The organism is Methylobacterium sp. J-092 (assembly GCF_022829325.1).
Lineage (GTDB): Bacteria > Pseudomonadota > Alphaproteobacteria > Rhizobiales > Beijerinckiaceae > Methylobacterium.
In genome coordinates, this window is record NZ_JAKSXU010000080.1 from 1 (window position 1) to 20,846 (window position 20,846).

Genomic DNA, 20,846 nt, shown 5'->3' on the forward strand with positions numbered 1-20,846 from the left:
GGCGGCGATGATCAGCGCGATGTTGAGGTTGCCGGTGCTGCCGGCATAGACGGCCGAGGAGATCAGCACGGTCTCGCCCGGCATCGGCACGCCGGCGCTCTCCAGGGTGATGATGACGAAGATCGCGACGTAGCCGTAGGACGCGATCAGGTCGGCGATCGGCAGTTCGTGCAGGAAGGACATGCGGCCCCTGGGGTTGATCGGGCCGCAATTCGCAACGGGAAGGTGGCCATTCGAGGGCGCATGTCCGGCCTCGGCCGGCGCGCCCTCCCAAGGGCGTCCCCGCCGGGATCAGATCACCTTGAGCAGCGCCTCGGCGCTCGAGGTCTCGGCCTTCGAGGGCGATTCCTCGACGTTGAGGACGCGCACCACGCCGTCCTCGACCAGCATCGCGTAGCGCTTGGAGCGGATGCCGAGGCCGAAGCCGCTGCCGTCCATCTCCAGGCCGAGGCCCTTGGCGAAGTCGCCGTTGCCGTCGGCGAGGAACTCGAGCCCTTCCGCGCCGCTGGCCTTCGACCACGCGTCGAGCACGAACACGTCGTTGACCGAGGTGACCGCGATGGCGTCGACGCCGCGCGCGAGGATCGCGTCCTTGTTGTTGACGAAGCCCGGCAGGTGGTTGCGGTGGCAGCTCGGGGTGAAGGCGCCCGGCACGCCGATCAGCACGACGCGGCGGCCCTTGAACACGTCGTCCGTGGTCTTGGCGAGGGGGCCCTCGGGGCCGGTGATGCGGAAGGTGGCCTGGGGCAGGTGATCGCCGACCTGAATCGTCATGTTGGACCGTTCCTCGCGCATCGCGGCATCGCGCCGCTTCGGATCGGCGGTGACGTAGCGCGGCCCGCGGGGGCTGTCGAGCGAGGCGGCGCGCGCAAGGGTGATCGCCAGGGTGATCGCAGGGATGGCGCCGCGGGATCGGGATGCGGTCGCCGGTTCGGACCGCGCGCCTCGGCGCACCGCCTTCGCCCGCGCGCGCTCCAGGCGCGCCAGCTCCCGGCCGGGCCGGAACAGGAGGATGCGGACGAGGGTCCGCGTCCCCGCCGCCCCGATCGCCGCCTGCGCCGCGATGCAGGCATCGACCGTCGTCGCGACATCGCGATGCGAATTCATCCGTCCTCGATGCGGGTTTGACGCGCGGCCCGGAACCATCGAATTGTCGTGCCATCATCCGATAGTTTTTGTCGGACGTAGATCGGTTACGCTGACCGCAAGGCCGACTGTAAAACTGATTTCTGATCATTCAATCGGTGATGCGCATGGGTTCCGAATCCGTCGCAGGTTCCGGCCGAGCGGCCGCCAGGCTGGCGGAGATCGCCCGGTCCCTCGCGATCCCGGTCTCCGCCTTCGACGACCCGCGCGCCTGCCCGCTCGGCTGCCCGCTCGGCGACACGGCGGAGCTGCTTCGCCTGTGGCAGGGGATCGACGACCCGCTGCTGCGCGCGCGCGTGCTCGCTCATGTGCTCGCTTCGGCGCCGGCGACCGCCGAAGGGCGGGGAGCGCGGCCGGACCGGGCGACGCCGGAGCGCGACCCGCCCGCGTGACCGGCGACACCCGCACGGCGTTTTGTCCGCTGGACATCGGGGGGGCGGAGCGTAGCATGCGCGGATGCCCAGGCCTTCGATACCGATGCCCGATTCCGGCGATCCCGCCTACCTCGACGGCCAGTTCCTCGTGGCGATGCCGGGGATGACGGATGCGCGCTTCGCCCGCTCCGTCATCTACGTCTGCGCGCACTCCGCCGACGGCGCGATGGGCATCATCGTCAACAAGCCGGTGACCGACCTGTCGATGCCCGACCTCCTGGTGCAGCTCGACGTGGCGGGCGAGGCCGACGCGATCCGCCTGCGCGAGCGGGTCGGCCACATGCCAGTGCTGATGGGCGGCCCGGTCGAGGGCAAGCGCGGCTTCGTGCTCCACACCGACGACTTCCACATCGACCAGTCGACGCTGATCATCGACGACGGCATCTGCCTCACCGCCACCGTCGAGATCCTGCGCGCGATCGCGGCGGGGGACGGGCCGGCCAGCGCCGTGCTGGCGCTCGGCTATGCCGGCTGGCAGGCGGGCCAGCTCGAGAGCGAGATCATGGCCAACGGCTGGCTCAACTGCCCGGCCGACCCGGACCTGATCTTCCACGCCGACCTCGCCGGAAAGTACGACCGGGCGCTGCGCGGCAACGGCATCGACCCGGCGATGCTCTCGGTCAGCATGGGCCGGGCCTGACGGCGCGGTCCCGCCCGCGCGAAGGGCCGGCTGTCGCACGCCTTGCAGATCGGCGAGGCGCGCTCAGGTGCAAGCCTCGTCAGGTGCAGGCTTTGCCGCCGGGCATGACGACCTCGTTGTAGGTCGACTTGGCGGCCTGGCCGCCGCGGACCGGCCAGGGCACGTTGGCCTTGAACGTGAACTGGTTGTTGGCCCCGCCGACGAAGCGGATCAGGTTGCTGCCGAGCAGCGGCGCGTAGGGAACGCTCACCTCGGCCAGCACGTAGCGCATGCCGCCGATCTGGAAGCCGTCGGGAACGGTGAGGTCGGCCGCCGTCCCGAGCCCGCGGGCCGTGCCGTTGCTCGTGGCGTAGCTGGAGCAGACCTTGGGACGCTGGCCGCCGCCGTCGGCGTACACGCCGAGCGCGCTGACCACGATGCTGGCCGAGCCGCTGGCATAGGGCGTGAGGACGAGCTTGGCCGAGGCCAGGATGTCGGTCATCGTGGCGGTCGCCATCGGTGTCGCGGCGTCGCCCTGCGCGGTGAGATCCGCGACCGTCCGCGCCAGGAGCGTGACCTTCCGGTAATGGTCGATCGCACGCGCGAATTCCGAGATGCCGAGCGAGATCGTCAGCAGGATCGGAAGGACGAGCGCGAACTCGATCGCCGAGACGCCGCGGGCATCGGATCCGAAGGCGGAGGACGATGCCGGCCGATCGGCCGTCCGCAGCATCGCCCGGTTCCTCGGCCTAGCAGCTCTTGCTGGAAGACGTGTCATAGGGTTCGGTTCGAAACACCGCCGTGGATTGAAGCAGGCGCGAGCCGTCGCCGAAGCTCGGCAGGCTCGCGTAGAGGAAGCCGAACGCGACGCGTTGCTTGACGGCCGCGGTGACGACGACGATCGATCCGGGCTGCGCGCACGCATAGTTCGAGCCGAAGCCCTTGGACCAGTCGCGCGTCTTTGTGTCCAACGGGGTCGGGATCGTGCTGCCGGCGAACGAGCTGCCCAGGGCCACGTCGAGCTTCAGGGTGTCGCAATCGAACACGGTGACGACGCGTGATGCGGTGGTGCCGCAGATCGCGGTCTTCATGGCGGCGAGCAGGGTGCCGGCGTCGCTCTGGCCCGCGTTCGAGGTCTGGAATTCTCCCGTGTAGATCGTCCGCCCGGCGCGTTGCAGCGCATCGTCGAGATCGCGCGAGGCCCAGATCAGCAGGGCCGTTTGCAGGACCATGGCCAGCAGGGCGATGAACGGCATCGCGACCAGCGCGAATTCGACGGCGCTGGCTCCGTCGCGCGCCGCCGGGAAGCGACGCAGGGCCGGGCCGGCCTTCCGCTGCCGATGACGAGGATGGCGGATCGCATCGACGACCATTCCCGGGCTCAGGGGAGGGGGTTCACGGGTCGGGCGGGCGTTCATGAACACAACGCCTATTCCACGATCCGGAGCTTCTTGTCGGAGACTTTCGTCGTGGTCGGGCAGGAGACGACGATGCGGATGTCGTCGTAGTCGCGATCGCTTCCCGCGCTCGGCGGCCGATCCTCCCACCCGTAATACATGTACTTCCCTTCGCTGCAGCTCGCGGTGGAGGTCGCCGGCGTATGGGTGGTGTTGTTGTTCGGCAGGATGCCGCCGTTGGACTTGTTCCGGCATTGGCTCAGGTTGTCGCAGACGATCGTCTCGAGGATCGGGTTCGAGACCATGTTGACCGTGGTCATGCTGCCGTTGGAATTGACGCGATAGCCTTTCATGCCCATCGTCTGAACGCGCAGGCCGGTGTCGATCATCGTATCGGTGTAGTATTGATACACCTCTTGATTGGGGTCGTCCCAGGCGGACTTGTTGCTGCGCCCGTTCCGGACGTTCCGCAGCATGTAGGACGGCGCCTCGTTGGCGCCGCAGGTCGGGGCCTTGTACTTGGAATAGTCCGACGGCGGCGTCGCGTTGTCGGCGATCGGCACCGGGATCGTGCGGCCCTTGTCGGCGGAGGCCTGCCGGGCCGGGTCGGACGAATAGCAGTAGATGTAGATCCGATTGTAGTCGGCGGCATCGGGAGACAGCTGGCTCACCGTCGGCGGAGCCGTCTCGTAGACGGGGGCGACGCGGTTGACCGTGGTCGCGGTCGCGACGGTGATCTGGCGCGGCATGCCGGGCAGCAGGTGCAGCAGGCTCGTCCGAAGCGTCGTCGAGATGGTCACGCGATAGTTCGCGCCGTCGATCCAGGTGCCGTTGATCTGGTAGCCGTTCGCCGCATTGGCCGTGCCAAGGCGGGACGTGAGCTGGGCGTTGGCGAGGCGGAAACCCTCGGCCGCCGCCGCGACCGTATCGGCGTTGGCGACGAGGAGCGCGGTCGCGTCCGCGACGCTGGCCGCGACGGCGCGGATGCGGACGGCATTGCCGTAGTCGATCGCGAGCCCGCCGGCGCCGAGCAGCAACGGCAGGCTCAGGGCGAAGATCACGACGACGTTGCCGCTCTGGTTTCGAGCCAGCGCTGGTCTCGCGCGCGACACGGCCCGACGCATCCGACATCTCCACACGCAACCCAGGCCCGAGATCACCGAGCCTGCAATCCACGGTGCATGTATAGAACCGCAATATTTAACGTGAAGTTGTTCCGCGCGAACGACCGTCCATGAGGCGTCATTGCTCGGTTCGATTTTCCGAAGACCGTAAAAAAGCGCTTAACGCACAGCAACGCGTCCCGATCTCATCGTCTCCGCGCCGGAACGAGGGTCCGGCGGTGGCGCGAAGGACGGCGTGAGACCGGGCGTCCACCGCCGCCTCCGTCTCCGGCGGGACCGAACGGCGCCGGGACACGGCCGCATTCGGGTCAGAGGTGCTTCAGCCCGAAGCTCTCGAGCAGCGGAAGCAGCTCGTCGCGGGCGCGCAGGCGGTGGCTCTGCGCGCGCTCCTGGGCCGCGGCGGCGTCGCCGAGGCGGATCGCCGCGACGATCCGCTCGTGCTCGGCGACCGAGGCTCCGAGCTCCCGGCGCAGCTTGAGCGTCAGCATGCGGGCGCGGTGCGACTGGTCGTTGATCGTCTGGTTGATCCGGATCATGCGGCCGTTGCCGGCGCGCTCGACCAGGGTGCGGTGGAAATCCTCGTCGGCATGGCCCCAGGCCGCGTGGTCGCCCGCCGCCCGGGCCTCGGCCATCGCGGTGGTGGCGGCGGCGAGCCGCGCCGCCGCCGCCTCGCGCTCCGCTTCCGGCAGGCCCGCGATCAGCGCCGCCGCCCGCCCCTCGACCGCGATCACCACGTCGTAGATCTCGCGCATGTCGGCCGGCGCCAGCGCGCAGATGACGATGCCCTTGCGCGACAGGATCCGGACGAGGCCGTCCTCCTGCAGGCGGATGGCGGCCTCGTGGACCGGCGTCCGGCTCATGCCGAGGCGCAGCGCGATCTCCTGCTCGGAGGCTTGGTACCCGGGCGGAAACCGCGATTCGCGGATCTCCTCCTTCATCGCCGCATAGGCGTCGTCGACGAGGGAGGGACGCCTGTCGCCCTCCTCGGCCTTACCCGCACACACCCGAACCATCAGGACCTCCCACCGCGGCGCAGGCCTATCAGCTTCCATGGAGGCTGCAATGCAGGCTTGACGCGCCCGCCTGCAATATCTTATCACATGCCATCTTGCATGGAAGTTGGCACTGAAGACCGACTCGATCGCCGGAGCCCATCCGAGGAGGACACGATGGACCGCTCGCTCGAGCAGGCGACCATGCGCCGGGTCGCGTGGCGCCTGGTGCCGTTTATCTGCCTGCTGTACTTCGTCGCCTTCATCGACCGGGTGAACATCGGCTTCGCCGCCCTAACGATGAACAAGGACCTCGGCTTCACCTCGGCGGTGTTCGGCTTCGGCGCCGGGGTGTTCTTCTTCGGGTACTTCCTGTTCGAGGTGCCCTCGAACTACATCCTCGACAAGGTCGGCGCGCGCTTGTGGATCGCCCGGGTGATGATCACCTGGGGGATGCTGTCGGGCGCCTTCGCCTTCATCCAAGGCGAGACCAGCTTCTACGCGCTGCGCTTCCTGCTCGGCGCGGCGGAAGCCGGGTTCTTTCCCGGCATCATCCTCTACCTGACCTACTGGTTCCCGGCCCGCTACCGCGCGGCGGTGGTCTCGCTGTTCATGGCGGCGGCGCCGATCTCGGTGCTGCTCGGCTCGCCGCTCTCCAGCGCGCTCCTGGAGATGGAGGGCCTCCTCGGCTTGCACGGCTGGCAGTGGATGTTCATCGTCGAGGCGGTGCCGGCCGTGATCCTCGGGGTCGTCGTGCTGTTCTACCTCACCGACCGGCCCGAGAAGGCGACGTGGCTCGCCGACGACCAGCGCGCTTGGCTCGTCGCGGAGATGGACGCCGAGCGCGCCGGCAAGCGGGTGCACGCCAAGCACGGCCTCATGGCCGGGATCACCGACATCCGCGTGCTGGCGCTCGCGCTGATCTACTTCGGCACCTCCGCCGGCCTCTACACGCTCGGCATCTGGGCGCCGCAGATCATCAGGAGCTTCGGCCTGTCGACGCTGGCGGTCGGCTTCCTCAACGCCGTGCCGCCGACCGTCGCGGTGGTCGCGATGATCCTGTGGGCGCGCCATTCCGACCGGACCGGCGAGCGCACTTGGCACGTGGTCGTCGCCTGCCTCGTCGCGGCGGCCGGCCTGATGCTGGCCGGCGGCGCCGCCTCGACGCTGGCGGTCGTCGCGGCCCTGAGCCTCGTCAACGTCGGCATCAGCTCGGCCAAGCCCCCGCTTTGGGCGATGCCGACGATGTTCCTGTCCGGCTCGGCCGCGGCGGTGGGCATCGCCACGATCAACGCGATCGGCAACCTCGGCGGCTTCGTCGGCCCCTGGGCGATCGGCTGGATCAAGGACCGCACCGGTAGCTTCACCGGCGGCCTGGTCTTCGTGGCGGCGCTCCTCGTCCTCTCGGCCGTCCTCACGCTCGTCGTCGCCCGCTCCGGGCGGCGGGCCGAGCCGGCCGGCGCCACCGCGCGCTAGAACCCCGCTCGATCCGCGCACCGCATCCCACGGAGACCCGTCATGACCACCTACAGAATCGCCGCCATTCCCGCCGACGGCATCGGCATCGAAGTCATCGCCGCCGGCATCGAGGTGCTCGACGCGCTCGCCGAGAAGGCCGGCAGCTTCGATTTCCGGTTCGACCACTTCGACTGGGGCTCGGACTACTACAAGCGCCACGGCGTGATGATGCCCGCCGACGGGCGCGACCAGATCCGCCACCACGACGCGATCTTCTTCGGCGCCGTCGGCGCGCCCGACGTGCCCGACCACATCACGCTTTGGGGCCTCAGGCTCGCGATCTGCCAGCCCTTCGACCAGTACGCCAACGTCCGCCCGACCCGGATCCTGCCCGGCATCACCTCGCCGCTGCGCCACGTGTCGGGGCCGGAGCTCGACTGGGTGATCGTGCGCGAGAACTCGGAAGGCGAGTATGCGGGCGTCGGCGGGCGCGTGCACCAGGGCCATCCGAACGAGGTCGCCACCGACGTCTCGATGATGACCCGCTCCGGGGTCGACCGGATCATCCGCTACGCCTTCAAGCTCGCGCAGTCGCGCCCGCGCAAGCTCCTGACCGTGGTGACGAAGTCGAACGCCCAGCGCCACGCCATGGTGATGTGGGACGAGATCGCGGCGGAGGTCGCCCGGGACTTTCCCGACGTGACCTGGGACAAGATGCTGGTCGACGCCATGACCATGCGCATGACGATGAAGCCGCAGACGCTCGACACCATCGTCGCGACCAACCTCCACGCCGACATCCTCTCGGACCTCGCCGCGGCGCTCGCCGGCTCGCTCGGCATCGCGCCGACCGCCAACATCAACCCGGAGCGCACCTACCCGTCGATGTTCGAGCCGATCCACGGCTCGGCCTTCGACATCACGGGCAAGGGCATCGCCAACCCGATCGCCACCTTCTGGACCGCGTGCCAGATGCTGGAGCATCTCGGCGAGGCGCCGGCGGCCGACCGGCTGATGCGCGCGGTCGAGCGCGTCACCGCCGACCCGAGCCTGCACACGCCGGACCTCGGCGGCACCGCCACCACGCGCCAGGTCACCGACGCGGTCATCGCCGCGATCCGCGGCGACAACGCGTAGGTTGTTCGGGGGGCCGGGAAGCACCGCCCCGCCCCTCTCCCGTCCGGGAGAGGGGACCCGCGCCTCGACCACGCCGTGTCGCGTAACGAGCCGAGGACCATCGCATCACGTCCGCGCGACGGGCCTTCACCGGAACCATCGCCCGGGTAAGGTGGTTGCCTGCAACGCCCGACGGCCGCGTCCGGGCGAAGGAGCGTTCGATGGCCCGGATGGATCTCGCCTACACCGCCTTCGAGGGCATGCGGTTCCTGATGGCGCCGGCGCGCATGGCCGCCGACATGGCACGGTTCGGCCTGCAGAACCCGGCCAACCCGCTCGCCTACTCGCCCTACGCCCGCTCGATGGCGGCCGGCTGCGAGATGTTCGAGCGGGCCACCCGCCGCTACGGCAAGCCGGCCTTCGGGCTGTCCGAGACCGTCGTCGACGGCGTCGCCGTGCGGGTGACCGAGCGGATCGTGTGGGAGCGGCCGTTCTGCCGGGTGATCGCGTTCGAGCGCGCCTTCGCGACCCCGCCGGCCAGCCCGCAGCCGAAGCTCCTCGTGGTCGCGCCGATGTCGGGCCACTACGCGACGCTGCTGCGCGGCACCGTCGAGGCGATGCTGCCGAACCACGACGTCTTCGTCACCGACTGGTCGGATGCGCGCATGGTGCCGCTGCTCGCCGGCCGGTTCGATCTCGACAGCTACATCGACTATTGCAAGGCGATCTTCGCCGCGCTCGGGCCGGACCTGCACGTGATGGCCGTGTGCCAGCCCGCGGTGCCGGTGCTGGCGGCGATCGCGGTGATGGAGGCCGCGGGCGATCCCGGCGTGCCGGTCTCGATGACCCTAATGGGCGGGCCGATCGACACCCGCCGCTCGCCCACCGCCGTGAACTGCATGGCGCAGGAGCGCGGGCAGGCCTGGTTCGAGACCAACACGATCTCCTACGTGCCGCCGATCCATCCGGGCGCGTGGCGGGCGGTCTATCCGGGCTTCCTGCAGCTCTCGGGATTCATGGCGATGAATCTCGACCGGCACGTGACGGCCCATTCCGACATGTTCGACCATCTCGTGAAGGGCGACGGCGATTCGGCGGAGAAGCACCGCGAGTTCTACGACGAGTACCTGGCGGTGATGGACCTGACGGCCGAGTTCTACCTCCAGACCGTCGAGACGGTGTTCGTGAACCACGACCTGCCCAAGGGCACGATGCGCCACCGCGGCGTGCCAGTCGACCTGACGGCGATCCGCCGCTGCGCGATCCTCGCGGTCGAGGGCGAGAACGACGATATCTCCGGCGTCGGCCAGACGCTCGCCGCCCTCGACCTGACGCCGAACCTGCCCCAGGAGCGCAAGGCCTACCACCTGCAGCCGGGCGTCGGGCATTACGGCGTGTTCAACGGCTCGCGCTACCGCACGATCATCGCCCCGCGGATCGCCGCCTTCGTGCGCGCGATGCAGGGGCTTCCGGCCGACGCCGCGGCGCCGATTCAGCTCGCGAGCTGAGCGGCGCTTCCGACGGGGCGAAAACGCGCCGGAATCTGGCGTCGCCGCCCTGGAGGGGCGGCGGCCACGCAGCTAGACTGGCACCATGCCCTTCGCGCTGCTGCGACGCCCCGATCCCGACCATCTCGATATCGTGCATGACGGCGAGACCTACCGCGTCGCGGTGCGTCGGCGCCCGACCGCGCGGCGCCTGACGCTGCGGGTCTCGGCCGCCACCGGCGAGGTGGTGATTACCCTGCCGGCCCGCAGCGCGATCAGCACCGCCCAGCGCTTCGCCGTGAGCCACGGCGGCTGGATCGCCGCGCGCCTCGCCCGCGTGCCCGAGCGGGTGCCGTTCGCGGAGGGCGCGATGGTGCCCCTGCGCGGCGTGCCGCACCGGATCGTGCGGCGGTGCTCGCGCAGCGGCATCACCCGGATCGAGGCCGACGCGGCCGAGCCGGTGCTGTCGGTCTCCTGCGGGCCCGAGCACGTCGCCCGCCGGGTGCAGGCCTTCCTCGACGGGGAGGTGCGCCGCGACCTCGCGCGTGCGGTGGCGCACTACACGGCCAAGCTCGGCCAGGGCCCGGTGCGGATCACGGTGCGCGACACGCGCAGCCGCTGGGGCTCGTGCACCGCCGGCGGCGCCTTGAACTTCTCCTGGCGCCTGATCCTCGCGCCGCCCGTCGTGCTCGACTACCTCGTCGCCCACGAGATGGCGCACCTGCGCGAGATGAACCATTCGGCCCGGTTCTGGACGCTGCTCGGCCAGCTCTGCCCCGAGGTCGACGCGGCCGAGGCCTGGCTCAAGCGCAACGGCACGGCGCTGCATCGCTACGGGTGAGGGTGCGGATCGCGGACCGAGGACGCGCCATTCCACCGGTCCCTCCCCGTCATCCCGGGGCCGCGCAGCGGAGCCCGGAATCCAGAGCCGCGACGGCGCATACGGGAACACGACCTGCGGTTCTGGATCCCGGGCCGCCTTCGGCGCCCCGGAATGACGGGAAGGGGCGTGAAACCGCGTGCGCGAACGGTGCGGCTTCGCGAATCTCACCCCTTCGCGCGCAGCACCCGCTCGCGCGAGACCCGTTCCGCCGGCCAGGCCGGGCGGGGGTCGACCTCGCCGGGATCGAGGGTGCGCGGGGCGACGCTGTCGCAGAGCTCGCGCTGGCGCACGACGATCGGGTTGCCGAATTCGTCGCGGCGACGGATCAGCCCGCCCTCGCGGCAGAAGCCGGCGATGGCGGCGTTGCCGTTGCGGCGGCCGTAGGGGTTCACCTCCACCGGCGGATGCTCGACCGTGAGCAGGCCGCTGCGGTTGAGCGAGCGCTCGACGTAGGTCGTCTCGCCGATTGGAAGCGGCTCGGCCGTCGCCGCGACGCCGGTGGCGCCGAGCAGCAGGACCGTCAGGGCGAGGACACGCATGGCGCCGGCTCTCGTGTGATGATGCATCGCTGCGATATCTAGGTCGCGGCGCGTCCCGGCGATAGCGCATTGTGGCAACATTCGGTCCGCACGGTGTCCGGCCGCCGCGTTTCGGGCCCGGGCAGGACGAGGCAGCGCTGAGGCCCGCGCGTTTGCCGCGCGCGCCGGCGCGGCTCGCTTGACAGCGCCGGGCCCCGCATGGTCGGAACACCCGGGTTTTCGGCATGGCCTCCCGCCCGCAACGGGCTCGGGGGCGCGCTCGTGAAGGGATCGTCGGTGCGGCTGCACAGGAGTTTCGACCGTGTCAGGCGCCTGTCGTCGGCGCTGGCAACCGTGGCCCTCGCCGGCGGCCTGCTGGGCGGCCTCGGCGGCGCGGCGCAGGCGCAGGGCATGGTGCGCAAGACCTTCGAGGACTGGCAGCTGCGCTGCGAGACCCCGGCCGGCGCCAAGGCCGAGCAATGCGCCATGGTGCAGTACCTCGCCGCCGAGGACCGCCCGAACCTAACCCTGGTGGTCATCGTGCTGAAGACCGCCGACAACCGCGGCTACCTGCTGCGGGTGGTCGCGCCGCTCGGCGTGCTGCTGCCGTCGGGCCTCGGGCTGAAGATCGACCAGACCGACGTCGGCCGCGCCGGCTTCGTGCGCTGCCTCACCACCGGCTGCGTCGCCGAGGTGGTGATGGACGAGGGCCTCGTGCGCCAGTTCAAGGCCGGCACGCAGGCGACCTTCATCGTGTTCCAGACGCCGGAAGAGGGCGTCGGCATCCCGCTGTCGATGAAGGGCTTCGCGGCCGGGTTCGACAGCCTGAAGTGACCATCGGGAGGCGCGGCATGATCGGGGCTTTGGGGATCGGGCGAACGGCCCTCTGCGGGCTCGCCCTCGCGCTCGGCGCGGCGCCCGCGGGCGCCGAGGAGGGCAACATCTTCTCCAACCTGCTCAAGTACGGCGGCACCACCGTGCCGCCGTCGCAGCCCAAGGAGCTCGAGGCGCCCAACTGCCCGACCGTCGACGTGCCGGACGGCGGCGCCGCGCTCACCAACCCGGCCGGCGCCACCGGCGCCGGCATCCGCAGCCAGGTCTCCCTGGGGCGCATCGCCCGCGAGTGCACCCGGCGCGCGGACGGGTCGATCACGGTCAAGGTCGGCATCGAGGCCCGCGTCCTGCTCGGCCCCTCCGGCGCGCCCGGCCGGTTCGACGTGCCCTTCACCATCGCGATCAAGCACGACGACAAGACCGTCAGCACCCGCACCCGCCGCGTCGCGGTCTCGGTCGGGTCGGGCGAGGCCCAGGGCTTCGCCACGGTGGTGGAGGACGACATCCCCGTGCCGGCCGCCGTGAGCGCCGACTACGAGATCGTCGTCGGCCTGGGCGGCGCCCCGAAGGCGGCGGCGGCGAAGCCGAAACCCCGCCGCCGCGCGCCGGTGGCCCAGGCCCCGTCCGAGGCGCCCTCCGAAGCTCCGGCCGAGGCGGGCGCCGCGCAGTGAAGCCCAAGCCGGGAGACGGCCCGTTCCGCGCCTGACCGCCCGGCTCGACCTCGGGCGCGCGACCGCGTTCCACTGCGTGCCGGCCGCCGACCCGGTCTTCGACCGCCGCCTCGTGCTGCCGGAGATCGGCCGCGGCGGCTGGGTCGTCCTGACCTATCGCGAGCCGCCGACCGCCCGGCCGCGCCGGCCGATGCTGCGCCTGATCCGCGCCGAGGGCGCGCAGGACGTGGTGCTGCCCGGCGTCGCGCAGCCCTGCGCCCACTGGCTCGGCCTGCTCCCGGACGACCTCCGCGAGATCCACCTCGCCGCCGGACCCGGCTTCGTGCTGGAGCGCGTCGGCCGCCGCACCGAGGCGAGCCTGTTCCTGCAAGCGCTCGCGACCCGGCCGCTCCGCGCCGTCTCCGCCCTCTACGAACGCCTGCGCGGCGACGAGCGCCGCTATCGCGACACCCTCCGCGGGACCTGCGCGGTGACGCCGCGCGCGCGGTTCTCGGATTGGGCGGCGGACCGCGCCCTCCCTCCGCCCTCCCCCGAAGGCGGGGGAGGGAAGGGGGCGTTCGGCATGATCCGCGTGCTCGTCCTGGCCGACGCGGATGCCGAAAGCCTCGCCGCGACGCTCGCGAGCCTGCGCGCGCAGACCCATCCCGACTGGCGCGCGATCGTCCTGCACGCCACCTTGCAGGCCACGCCCGACGACCCTCGCATCGCGCACGAGGCCTGGCGCGACGATCGCGGCCTCGGGGATGTCCTCGGAATCGCGCCCCTCTGCCTGCTCCGCGCCGGCGACCGGCTGAGGCCCGACGCGCTCGCTCGGCTCGCCGCGGAGATCGGCACGGCCGACCTGATCTACGCCGACGAGCTGCGCGACGGCGCGCCCCGGCTGAAACCGGATTGGAGCCCGGATCTCGCCCGCACCACCGGCTACCAGGGCCGGCCGTGGCTCGCCGCGCCGGCCCTGCTCGCGCGCCTTCCCGAAGACCCGGCCGGGGCGATCGCGGCGTTTCCGCTCGTCCTCGACCTGTGGCTCGGCGCGCGCGCGACCCGTGTGGCGCACCTCCCGCGCATCCTCGCCGAGACCACCGGGGCCGCGCCGGATGCCGCGCCGCGCGCCGCCGCGCTCGCCCGGCATCGCACCGACGCCGCCGAGCCGGTGATCCGCGACGGCGTCGTCGACCTGCTCTGGCCGCTGCCCGAGCCGGCGCCGCGCGTCAGCATCGTGATCCCGTCGCGCGACCGGCTCGACCTGATCGAGCGGGTCTGCCGCGGCGTCCTGCACGAGACCGCCTACCCTGCCATCGAGTGCGTGATCGTCGACAACGGCTCGACCGATCCGGCGGTCCTCGCTCACTACGACGCGCTCCGGCGCGATCGGCGGGTGCGGATCGTCGCGTTCGATGCGCCCTTCAACTTCTCGGCGATGGTCAATGCCGGGGTGGCGGCCGCGACCGGCGCCGTCGTCGTGCTGCTCAACAACGACGTGGCGGTGCTGCACCCGGATTGGCTCGACGCGATGGTCCGGCAGGCGCTGCGGCCGGAGGTCGGCGCGGTCGGCGCCAAGCTGCTCTACGCGAACGGCACGTTGCAGCATGCCGGCGTCGTCGTCGGGCTCGGCGGGCGGGCCGGGCACATCCTGCGCAAGCGCCCCGCGGGCAGCCCCGGCCGTCTCGGGCAGATGCGGGTCGCGCACGAGGTCTCGGCCGTCACCGCCGCGTGCCTCGCTGTTTCACGGGAAAACTATCGGGCGGTCGGCGGCTTCGACGCGGAGGCGTTCCCGGTCGATTTCAACGACGTGGATTTCTGCCTCCGCCTCGGGGCGGCCGGTTGCAAGACGGTGTGGACGCCGGCCGCCACCCTGGCTCACCTCGAATCAGTGAGCCGCGGCCCGTCGGTGGGCGCCAAGCGCATCCGGTTCGAGGCGGAAGCCGCCCGCTTCACCGAGCGCTGGCGCGACGTGATCCGGCACGATCCGTCCTATCATCCCGCCCTGTCGCTCACGACCTTCGGCGAGGACCTGGAATAGCCATGGCTGGCTCGGTCACGCGCGCCGTCGCCGCCACCCTGGCGCGTCATCCGCGGCGGACCTTCGCGATCCTCTGGGCCCGCCTCACCGGCCGGCGCCTGCGCGCGCGCCAGCAATGCGCGGCCCTCGTCGGCATCGATCACCGCCTGGCGCTGCCGCCCCGGATCCTGGACCGGTTTCCGACCGAGCTCGTCCCGTCCGACGATCCCGACCTCCGCCTGCTCACGGCACCGGGTCACGCGCTCGTCGCGGGTGCCCGCCGAGCCTTCGCCGCCGCCTTCGCCGCCGATCCGAGCCTGCACGCGCTCTACGGCGACGCGCTGGTCCAGGCTTCGCCCGGCGGCCCGGTGTTCCCGCTGCTGCGCCCGGCCTTCGATCCCGACTATCTGATGGCCGTCGACTGGCTCGGCCCGGTGCTCGCCGTGCGCCGGACGAGCCTTTGCGCGATCGCCGGCGGGGACGCGGAGATCTCGGCGCTCGACGCCGCCTTGCGCATCGTCGAGCGCTTCGGCCCGGACGCGATCGGGCACCTGCCGGGGATCGTTTCGGTTCGGATCGGGCCGGACCTCGCTTCCGACCGCGCGTCTTCCCTCCCCCCTCTGCGGGGGAGGGGACCCTCCGAAGGCGGGCGGGAGAGGGAAGCGACCGATCCGGCTACGGCGCTCCCCGCTCCCGACCCTCGCTCGCCCGAGGCCCACCCTCTCCCGCTTCAGGGCGAGGGAAGGCGGGGGCCGCGAGACGCCCATCTCGAAACCCGGCTCGCCAGCCTACGCCGCCACCTCGACCGCACCGGTCGGGCCGCGACCCGGCTCGCGTGCGAACCCGACGGCGTCGTCTCGGCCCTGCATCCGCTGCCCGATCCGCTTCCCCTGGTCAGCGTCATCGTCCCGACCCGCGACCGGGTCGATCTGCTGCGCGCGTGCCTCGACGGCCTGCGCACCCGCACCGACTGGCCGACCCTCGAGATCCTGATCGCCGACAACGACAGCCGCGCGCCCGAGACCCTGGCCTACTTCCGCGCCCTCGAAGGCGAGGGGGTGCGCGTCGTCGCCTGCCCGGGGCCGTTCGACTTCGCCGGCATGAACAACGCCGCCGCCGCGCTGGCGCGGGGCGCGCTGCTCGCCTTCGTCAACAACGACGTCGAGGCCTTCAGGCCGGACTGGCTCGGGCGGATGGTGCGCGAGGCGCTGCGGCCCGAGATCGGCGCGGTCGGCGCCAAGCTGCTCGACGGGGAGGGCCGGATCCAGCACGGCGGCATCGTGCTCGGCACCGGAGGCCTCGCCACCCACGCGCATCGGCACTTCCCCGGGGACGCCCCCGGCGACGGCATGCGCCTGCGGGCGACGCATGCGGTCTCGGCCGTCACCGCCGCCTGCCTCGTGGTCGAGGCGGCCAAGTTCCGCGCGGTCGGCGGCTTCGACGCCGCGCATTTCGCGGTCGACTTCAACGACGTCGACCTGTGCCTGCGCCTGAACGCGGCCGGCCACCGCACGCTGATGGTGCCAGGCGCGGTGCTGCATCACCGCGAGGGCGCGAGCCGAAGGCGCTCGCCGGAGGCTGAAAGCCGCCACGCCCGCGAGGTCGCGGCATTTAAAATGCGTTGGGGGCCGCTGCTGGTGCAGGACCCCCATTATCATCCGGGCTTCGATCCCGATCTCTCGACCCACGCCCGGCTGCGCGCGGGCGCCGTCGACGGCCCTACTGGACCAGGCGCGGTCCGCCGGTCTGGACCTTCTCGTTCTCCGACATGATCCCGAGCCGCTTGGCGACCTCGGTATAGGCCTCGATCAGGCCGCCGAGATCCTTGCGGAAGCGGTCCTTGTCGAGCTTGTCGGCGGACTTGATGTCCCACAGCCGGCACGAATCCGGGGAGATCTCGTCGGCGACGACGATGCGCATCATGTCGCCCTCCCACAGGCGGCCGGTCTCGATCTTGAAGTCCACCAGGCGGATGCCGACGCCGAGGAACAGGCCCGACAGGAAGTCGTTGACGCGGATCGCCAGCGCCATGATGTCGTCGATCTCCTGGGGCGTCGCCCAGCCGAACGCGGTGATGTGCTCCTCCGACACCATCGGGTCGTTGAGCGCGTCGTTCTTGTAGTAGAACTCGATGATCGAGCGCGGCAGCTGGGTGCCCTCCTCGAGCCCGAGCCGCGTCGCCAGCGAGCCGGCGGCGACGTTGCGCACCACCACCTCGAGCGGGATGATCTCGACTTCGCGGATCAGCTGCTCGCGCATGTTGAGCCGGCGAATGAAATGGGTCGGCACGCCGATGTCGTTGAGGTGCTGGAAGACGAACTCCGAGATCCGGTTGTTCAGCACGCCCTTGCCGTCGATGATCTCGTGCTTCTTCGCGTTGAAGGCGGTCGCGTCGTCCTTGAAGTGCTGGATGAGCGTTCCCGGCTCCGGACCCTCGTAGAGGACCTTCGCCTTGCCCTCGTAGATGCGACGGCGGCGGTTCATAGGCGTGTACCGTGGTTTGAGGAAGTCCATCGGGCCGTGGCTCCTTGGCGACGAGACGTGCGCGGATTCCGCGGCGTTCAGACCTCGGGAGAGGTCGGGCCGCGGGCACATGTCATGGCTGGGAACCCCGGCGACCGTGCCGCAAACTACCCGAAGCGCGCTGGCAGCACAACGCGTTAGCCGGGTGGGGGATACGCGCGGCGCGCCTTCCTCGGCCTTGGTCGACGGCGGCGTTCGTCCGTCGCGCGCACGCTTCCCGCCCCCGCCCCGTCATCCCGGGCTCGCCTTCGGCGCCCCGGGATGGCGGGCGGGATGGCGGGATGCCTTCCCCCTTGCAGGCCTCGCACCGGGGCGCCCCCTCACGCCGTCTTGTCCGGGTAGCGGCACAGGTCGGCGATCGGGCAGTTCGGGCAGTCGGGCTTGCGCGCCTTGCAGACGTAGCGGCCGAACAGGATCAGCCAGTGGTGGGCATTGAGGCGGAAGGGCTCGGGCACCAGCGCCTCCAGCCCGGCCTGGACCTTGTCGGTGGTGGCGGCGACCACCAGCGGGATGCGGTTGGCGACGCGGAAGATGTGGGTGTCGACCGCGATGCGGGCCTCGCCGAAGGCGACGTTGAGCACCACGCTCGCGGTCTTGGCGCCGACGCCGGGCAGCACCTGCAGCTCCGCCTGGCTGCGCGGAACCACCCCGCCGTGCTGCTCGACCAGGATGCGCGAGAGCGCGATCACGTTCTTCGCCTTGGTGTTGAACAGCCCGATCGTGCGGATGAAGTCGCGCACCCGGTCCTCGCCGAGCGCCAGCATCGCCTCCGGGGTGTCGGCGATCGCGAAGAGCGGCCCGGTCGCCCGGTTCACGCCGACGTCGGTCGCCTGGGCCGACAGCACCACCGCGACGAGCAGCGTGTAGGGGTTGAGGAACGTGAGCTCGGCCCGCGGCTCGGGATTGGCCGCCCGCAGGCGCGAGAAGATCGCGACGACGGCCTCGGAGCCGACCGGATCGGGCGCGCGGGTGGCGCGTGCGACGATCGGTCGGGCGAGCGTGCCCCCGATCGCGGCTTTCTTCACGGCGGGCGGCTTCCTGGCTGGCATCGTCGGGTTATATTGGCCCCATGGCGAGCGGCAACCTCCACGTCCACCCGGACGGCCTCGATCCCGATACCATCGACCGGCCGGTGTTCTCGGCCACCATCCGGCCGGCCCAGTCCCTGAGCCGCGCCGGCTTCAAGGTGGTGATGACGGGCTGCTGCCTGGTCTCGCTGGTGATCTCGGTCTGGTGCTGGCGCATGGGCTTCTGGCCGGTCGCCGGCTTCTTCGGCCTTGACATGCTGGCGATCTACGCTGCGCTCAAGGTCAGCTTCCGCCGCGGCCGCTCCTTCGAGGAGGTGATGATCTCCCAGCTCGAGATCCTGCTCACCCGCGTCAGCCACCGCGGCGAGCGCCACCAATGGCGCTTCAACCCGCTCTGGACCAAGCTCACCCAGGTCGAGGACGAGGAGTTCGGGTTGCAGCGCCTGACCCTGGTCTCGCGCCGGGAATACGTCGTCGTCGCCCGCGACGCCTCGCCCGACGAGCGCGCCCGCATCGCCCGCGGCCTCACCGGCGCGCTGGCGCAGGTGAAGAAGGGGTACTGACCGGGGCGCCGCGTGTCTCCCGGCCGCGCCGGCACGGAAGATGCCTCGTCCCCCACACCCCAGCGGATGACGCCCGTGCACGACACCACCACCATCGACCGACGCGCCCTGCTCGGCGGGATCGCGACGGCTGCGGCCCTCGCGGCATCGCCCGCCCGGGCGGGCGGCACGAACGCGCTCACCGCCGCCTCCGCGAGCGCGCTGGCCGAGGCGATCCGCACCCGGCGCGTCACCGCCGCGGAGGTGGTCGAGGCGCATCTGGCCCGCATCGCCGCGGTCAACCCGCAGCTCAACGCCGTCGTGCAGCTCATCGCCGACTCCGCGCGGCGCGAGGCGGCGGCCGCCGACGCCGTCCTGGCGCGGGGCGAGGCGCCGAAACCGCTGCACGGCGTCCCGGTGACGATCAAGGACACGCTGGAGACCGCGGGCGTGGTCTGCACCGGCGGCACGCTGGGCCGGGCCGCCTACGTGCCGAAGGCCGACGCGACTGCGGTGGCCCGCCTTCGCGCGGCCGGCGCGATCGTGCTCGGCAAGACCAACGTGCCGGAGCTCGCCGGCGCGCTGGAGACCGACAACCTCGTCTACGGCCGCACCAACAACCCCTACGACCTCGCCCGCACGCCGGGCGGCAGCAGCGGCGGCGAGGCGGCGATCGTCGCGGCCGGCGGCTCGCCCCTCGGCCTCGGCACCGATGCCGGCGGCAGCATCCGCGTGCCGGCGCATTATTGCGGGCTGGCCGCGCTGAAGCCGACCTCGGGCCGCATCCCGCGCACCGGGCAGTTTCCCCGGCCGATGGGTGCCCGCAACAGCGTGTTCCACGTCAGCCTGATCGCCCGTCGCGTCGACGACCTCGCCCTCGCGCTGCCCATCGTCGCCGGGCCGGATTTTCGCGACTACACCATCGTCGACATGCCGTTGCGCGATCCGGACGCCGTCGGCCTGCGCGGGCTGAAGCTCGCCTTCTTCGACGACGACGGCGCCTCGGCCCCGACGCCGGAGATCGCGGCGGCCGTGCGCGCGGCGGCGAGGGCGTTCGCGGAGGCCGGCCTGACGGTCGAGGAGCGCCGCCTGCCGGAGGCCGAGACGGCGGCGGCGGTCTACTACGACATGACCCGCGGCGACGGGGGCGCCGGCACCCGGGCCTTCCTGCGCTCGATCGGGACCGAGCGGATCTCGCCGCTGTTCGAGCAGTCGCTCGGCACGCGCGCGGCGCCGGCCATGGCCAGCATCACCGAGGCGCTGGCGGCGTTCGCCCGCTGGGACGCGTTTCGCAACGCGCAGCTCGCCTTCCTGCAGGGCTACGACGCGGTGCTGTCGCCGGTGGCGCCCTACGTCGCGCCGGTGCACGGCACCAGCTTCGATCCGGCGCTGCAGCGCGGGGTCGGCTACGCCCAGAACCACAACCTCACCGGCTGGCCGGCGGTGGCGGTCCGCGTCGGCACCTCGCCCGAGGGGATGCCGATCGGGGTGCAGGTGGCGGCCCACCCGTGGCGCGAGGACGTGGCCCTCGCCCTCGGCCGTCATCTCGAGGCGAGCTTCGGGGGCTTCGCCCCGCCCGCGATCTGACCGGCCGTCCCTACGCGCCCGGCGCCCAGTCGATCGTCGGGCGCTGCGCCAGGATGCGGTCGAAGTAGTTGGCCACCGCCTGCGCCCCGTCCGCATGCATCATCGCCACCGGGTGGGCGAGGTAGGCGCGGGCCAGCTCCAGCGGCATCTCGCCGGCCTTCAGCGCGTTGAGCACCGCATCGATGAAGGCGTCGTTGGCCTCGTTGAAATCGCTCGACAGCTTCTTGCGGTCGTTCAGGGCCTGGATCGCCATCGCGCATGCTCCGTGCCGCCCCGGCGGCGACGCGGTTCTACGGATGGAGGGGCCGATCGTTCCCGGAGAGGGCGCACCCGTCTCGGGATCGCTCGCAACCGTCCCGCATGTAGAACCAGCTTTTCCAGCGATCGGGTTTATTCGGGTGTTCGACCTCTGCGCGCAGCGGGTAGATATAGCCGCCGCTTTGATGCGTTTCATTCGTACTGATCAAGCGCGCGGCCCGGCCATCTCG

23 protein-coding genes are annotated in these 20,846 nt (G+C 71.4%); 12 read left to right on the forward strand and 11 right to left on the reverse strand.

The window, feature by feature from the left end; genetic code table 11:
• Both MKK60_RS09325 and MKK60_RS09330 read right to left on the reverse strand, forming a co-directional pair.
• Window positions 1-183 (reverse strand): DedA family protein (locus tag MKK60_RS09325; RefSeq protein ID WP_409567343.1); only part of this gene is annotated, 183 nt, incomplete at its 3' end.
• Window positions 184-291: 108 nt separating this feature from the next.
• Window positions 292-774, reverse strand: a complete 483-nt coding sequence (locus MKK60_RS09330; protein WP_147728447.1) for a peroxiredoxin — start codon at window positions 772-774, stop codon at window positions 292-294.
• 479 nt (window positions 775-1,253) lie between these two features.
• Here MKK60_RS09330 and MKK60_RS09335 point away from each other — a divergent pair, with 479 nt between their 5' ends.
• Both MKK60_RS09335 and MKK60_RS09340 read left to right on the forward strand, forming a co-directional pair.
• Window positions 1,254-1,538, forward strand: a complete 285-nt coding sequence (locus MKK60_RS09335) for a hypothetical protein (protein WP_243985246.1) — start codon at window positions 1,254-1,256, stop codon at window positions 1,536-1,538.
• A gap of 64 nt (window positions 1,539-1,602) precedes the next feature.
• Window positions 1,603-2,220, forward strand: a complete 618-nt coding sequence (locus MKK60_RS09340; protein ID WP_187274848.1) for a YqgE/AlgH family protein — start codon at window positions 1,603-1,605, stop codon at window positions 2,218-2,220.
• 79 nt (window positions 2,221-2,299) lie between these two features.
• On the opposite strand, the gene MKK60_RS09345 is transcribed toward MKK60_RS09340, so the two are convergent.
• The 4 genes from MKK60_RS09345 to MKK60_RS09360 form a co-directional block, all read right to left on the reverse strand.
• Window positions 2,300-2,932, reverse strand: coding sequence for a TadE/TadG family type IV pilus assembly protein (locus tag MKK60_RS09345; RefSeq protein WP_243985248.1), 633 nt, complete (start codon window positions 2,930-2,932; stop codon window positions 2,300-2,302).
• A gap of 16 nt (window positions 2,933-2,948) precedes the next feature.
• On the reverse strand, window positions 2,949-3,617 hold the full coding sequence (locus tag MKK60_RS09350; protein ID WP_243985250.1) for a TadE/TadG family type IV pilus assembly protein: 669 nt from the start codon (window positions 3,615-3,617) through the stop codon (window positions 2,949-2,951).
• Window positions 3,618-3,628: 11 nt separating this feature from the next.
• Window positions 3,629-4,720, reverse strand: a complete 1,092-nt coding sequence (locus MKK60_RS09355; RefSeq protein ID WP_147729039.1) for a pilus assembly protein TadG-related protein — start codon at window positions 4,718-4,720, stop codon at window positions 3,629-3,631.
• 308 nt (window positions 4,721-5,028) lie between these two features.
• Window positions 5,029-5,733, reverse strand: coding sequence for a GntR family transcriptional regulator (locus tag MKK60_RS09360; protein WP_243985252.1), 705 nt, complete (start codon window positions 5,731-5,733; stop codon window positions 5,029-5,031).
• 156 nt (window positions 5,734-5,889) lie between these two features.
• Here MKK60_RS09360 and MKK60_RS09365 point away from each other — a divergent pair, with 156 nt between their 5' ends.
• The 4 genes from MKK60_RS09365 to MKK60_RS09380 all read left to right on the forward strand — a co-directional run bounded on the left by MKK60_RS09365 (window position 5,890) and on the right by MKK60_RS09380 (window position 10,614).
• The gene (locus MKK60_RS09365; RefSeq protein WP_243985254.1) at window positions 5,890-7,188 is read left to right on the forward strand and encodes an MFS transporter; all 1,299 of its coding nucleotides are present in this window, start codon (window positions 5,890-5,892) and stop codon (window positions 7,186-7,188) included.
• A gap of 42 nt (window positions 7,189-7,230) precedes the next feature.
• Entirely contained in the window at window positions 7,231-8,307 is a 1,077-nt protein-coding gene (locus MKK60_RS09370; protein WP_147727964.1) for a tartrate dehydrogenase, read from the forward strand.
• Window positions 8,308-8,516: 209 nt separating this feature from the next.
• Complete coding sequence (locus MKK60_RS09375) at window positions 8,517-9,794, forward strand: polyhydroxyalkanoate depolymerase (RefSeq protein ID WP_243951676.1); 1,278 nt, start codon at window positions 8,517-8,519, stop codon at window positions 9,792-9,794.
• Between the two features lie 85 nt (window positions 9,795-9,879).
• On the forward strand, window positions 9,880-10,614 hold the full coding sequence (locus tag MKK60_RS09380; protein ID WP_243985260.1) for a M48 family metallopeptidase: 735 nt from the start codon (window positions 9,880-9,882) through the stop codon (window positions 10,612-10,614).
• Between the two features lie 206 nt (window positions 10,615-10,820).
• Here MKK60_RS09380 and MKK60_RS09385 read toward each other — a convergent pair whose 3' ends face one another.
• Complete coding sequence (locus tag MKK60_RS09385; protein WP_147727962.1) at window positions 10,821-11,195, reverse strand: hypothetical protein; 375 nt, start codon at window positions 11,193-11,195, stop codon at window positions 10,821-10,823.
• Window positions 11,196-11,471: 276 nt separating this feature from the next.
• On the opposite strand from MKK60_RS09385, the gene MKK60_RS09390 reads away from it, so the two are divergent.
• The 4 genes from MKK60_RS09390 to MKK60_RS09405 all read left to right on the forward strand — a co-directional run bounded on the left by MKK60_RS09390 (window position 11,472) and on the right by MKK60_RS09405 (window position 16,450).
• Window positions 11,472-12,008 (forward strand): invasion associated locus B family protein, encoded by a 537-nt coding sequence (locus MKK60_RS09390; protein WP_243938115.1) that lies wholly within the window; start codon window positions 11,472-11,474, stop codon window positions 12,006-12,008.
• A 17-nt stretch (window positions 12,009-12,025) separates the two neighbouring features.
• Window positions 12,026-12,679 carry a hypothetical protein gene (locus MKK60_RS09395; RefSeq protein ID WP_147859469.1) on the forward strand — a complete coding sequence of 218 codons (654 nt, stop codon included), beginning with the start codon at window positions 12,026-12,028 and terminating at the stop codon, window positions 12,677-12,679.
• A gap of 190 nt (window positions 12,680-12,869) precedes the next feature.
• Window positions 12,870-14,699: a glycosyltransferase family 2 protein gene (locus tag MKK60_RS09400; protein ID WP_243985275.1), complete on the forward strand. Its 1,830-nt coding sequence runs from the start codon at window positions 12,870-12,872 to the stop codon at window positions 14,697-14,699.
• Between the two features lie 2 nt (window positions 14,700-14,701).
• Window positions 14,702-16,450 carry a glycosyltransferase gene (locus tag MKK60_RS09405; protein ID WP_243985262.1) on the forward strand — a complete coding sequence of 583 codons (1,749 nt, stop codon included), beginning with the start codon at window positions 14,702-14,704 and terminating at the stop codon, window positions 16,448-16,450.
• Here MKK60_RS09405 and purC read toward each other — a convergent pair.
• Entirely contained in the window at window positions 16,398-17,192 is a 795-nt protein-coding gene (gene purC, locus MKK60_RS09410; RefSeq protein WP_147728905.1) for a phosphoribosylaminoimidazolesuccinocarboxamide synthase, read from the reverse strand. The genes MKK60_RS09405 and purC overlap by 53 nt on opposite strands.
• 329 nt (window positions 17,193-17,521) lie before the next feature.
• Window positions 17,522-18,250, reverse strand: a complete 729-nt coding sequence (gene nth, locus MKK60_RS09415) for an endonuclease III (protein ID WP_243985268.1) — start codon at window positions 18,248-18,250, stop codon at window positions 17,522-17,524.
• Between the two features lie 20 nt (window positions 18,251-18,270).
• Between nth and MKK60_RS09420 the strand changes: the two genes are divergently transcribed.
• Entirely contained in the window at window positions 18,271-18,792 is a 522-nt protein-coding gene (locus MKK60_RS09420) for a DUF2244 domain-containing protein (protein WP_147728907.1), read from the forward strand.
• A gap of 75 nt (window positions 18,793-18,867) precedes the next feature.
• Entirely contained in the window at window positions 18,868-20,358 is a 1,491-nt protein-coding gene (locus MKK60_RS09425) for an amidase (RefSeq protein WP_243985270.1), read from the forward strand.
• Window positions 20,359-20,368: 10 nt separating this feature from the next.
• On the opposite strand, the gene MKK60_RS09430 is transcribed toward MKK60_RS09425, so the two are convergent.
• Window positions 20,369-20,611: a hypothetical protein gene (locus MKK60_RS09430; RefSeq protein WP_147729926.1), complete on the reverse strand. Its 243-nt coding sequence runs from the start codon at window positions 20,609-20,611 to the stop codon at window positions 20,369-20,371.
• Window positions 20,612-20,648: 37 nt separating this feature from the next.
• Window positions 20,649-20,846, reverse strand: a 198-nt coding sequence (locus tag MKK60_RS09435; protein WP_243985272.1) for a hypothetical protein, incomplete at its 5' end; no start/stop codon positions are given.

Bases quoted from the DNA above. Each gene is read 5' to 3' on its own strand.
- MKK60_RS09330 (WP_147728447.1), bottom strand. From the start codon at position 774: ATGACGATTCAGGTCGGCGATCACCTGCCCCAGGCCACCTTCCGCATC.
- MKK60_RS09335 (WP_243985246.1), top strand. From the start codon at position 1,254: ATGGGTTCCGAATCCGTCGCAGGTTCCGGCCGAGCGGCCGCCAGGCTG.
- MKK60_RS09340 (WP_187274848.1), top strand. From the start codon at position 1,603: ATGCCCAGGCCTTCGATACCGATGCCCGATTCCGGCGATCCCGCCTAC.
- MKK60_RS09345 (WP_243985248.1), bottom strand. From the start codon at position 2,932: ATGCTGCGGACGGCCGATCGGCCGGCATCGTCCTCCGCCTTCGGATCC.
- MKK60_RS09350 (WP_243985250.1), bottom strand. From the start codon at position 3,617: ATGAACGCCCGCCCGACCCGTGAACCCCCTCCCCTGAGCCCGGGAATG.
- MKK60_RS09355 (WP_147729039.1), bottom strand. From the start codon at position 4,720: ATGCGTCGGGCCGTGTCGCGCGCGAGACCAGCGCTGGCTCGAAACCAG.
- MKK60_RS09360 (WP_243985252.1), bottom strand. From the start codon at position 5,733: ATGGTTCGGGTGTGTGCGGGTAAGGCCGAGGAGGGCGACAGGCGTCCC.
- MKK60_RS09365 (WP_243985254.1), top strand. From the start codon at position 5,890: ATGGACCGCTCGCTCGAGCAGGCGACCATGCGCCGGGTCGCGTGGCGC.
- MKK60_RS09370 (WP_147727964.1), top strand. From the start codon at position 7,231: ATGACCACCTACAGAATCGCCGCCATTCCCGCCGACGGCATCGGCATC.
- MKK60_RS09375 (WP_243951676.1), top strand. From the start codon at position 8,517: ATGGATCTCGCCTACACCGCCTTCGAGGGCATGCGGTTCCTGATGGCG.
- MKK60_RS09380 (WP_243985260.1), top strand. From the start codon at position 9,880: ATGCCCTTCGCGCTGCTGCGACGCCCCGATCCCGACCATCTCGATATC.
- MKK60_RS09385 (WP_147727962.1), bottom strand. From the start codon at position 11,195: ATGCGTGTCCTCGCCCTGACGGTCCTGCTGCTCGGCGCCACCGGCGTC.
- MKK60_RS09395 (WP_147859469.1), top strand. From the start codon at position 12,026: ATGATCGGGGCTTTGGGGATCGGGCGAACGGCCCTCTGCGGGCTCGCC.
- MKK60_RS09400 (WP_243985275.1), top strand. From the start codon at position 12,870: ATGCTGCGCCTGATCCGCGCCGAGGGCGCGCAGGACGTGGTGCTGCCC.
- MKK60_RS09405 (WP_243985262.1), top strand. From the start codon at position 14,702: ATGGCTGGCTCGGTCACGCGCGCCGTCGCCGCCACCCTGGCGCGTCAT.
- purC (WP_147728905.1), bottom strand. From the start codon at position 17,192: ATGGACTTCCTCAAACCACGGTACACGCCTATGAACCGCCGCCGTCGC.
- nth (WP_243985268.1), bottom strand. From the start codon at position 18,250: ATGCCAGCCAGGAAGCCGCCCGCCGTGAAGAAAGCCGCGATCGGGGGC.
- MKK60_RS09420 (WP_147728907.1), top strand. From the start codon at position 18,271: ATGGCGAGCGGCAACCTCCACGTCCACCCGGACGGCCTCGATCCCGAT.
- MKK60_RS09430 (WP_147729926.1), bottom strand. From the start codon at position 20,611: ATGGCGATCCAGGCCCTGAACGACCGCAAGAAGCTGTCGAGCGATTTC.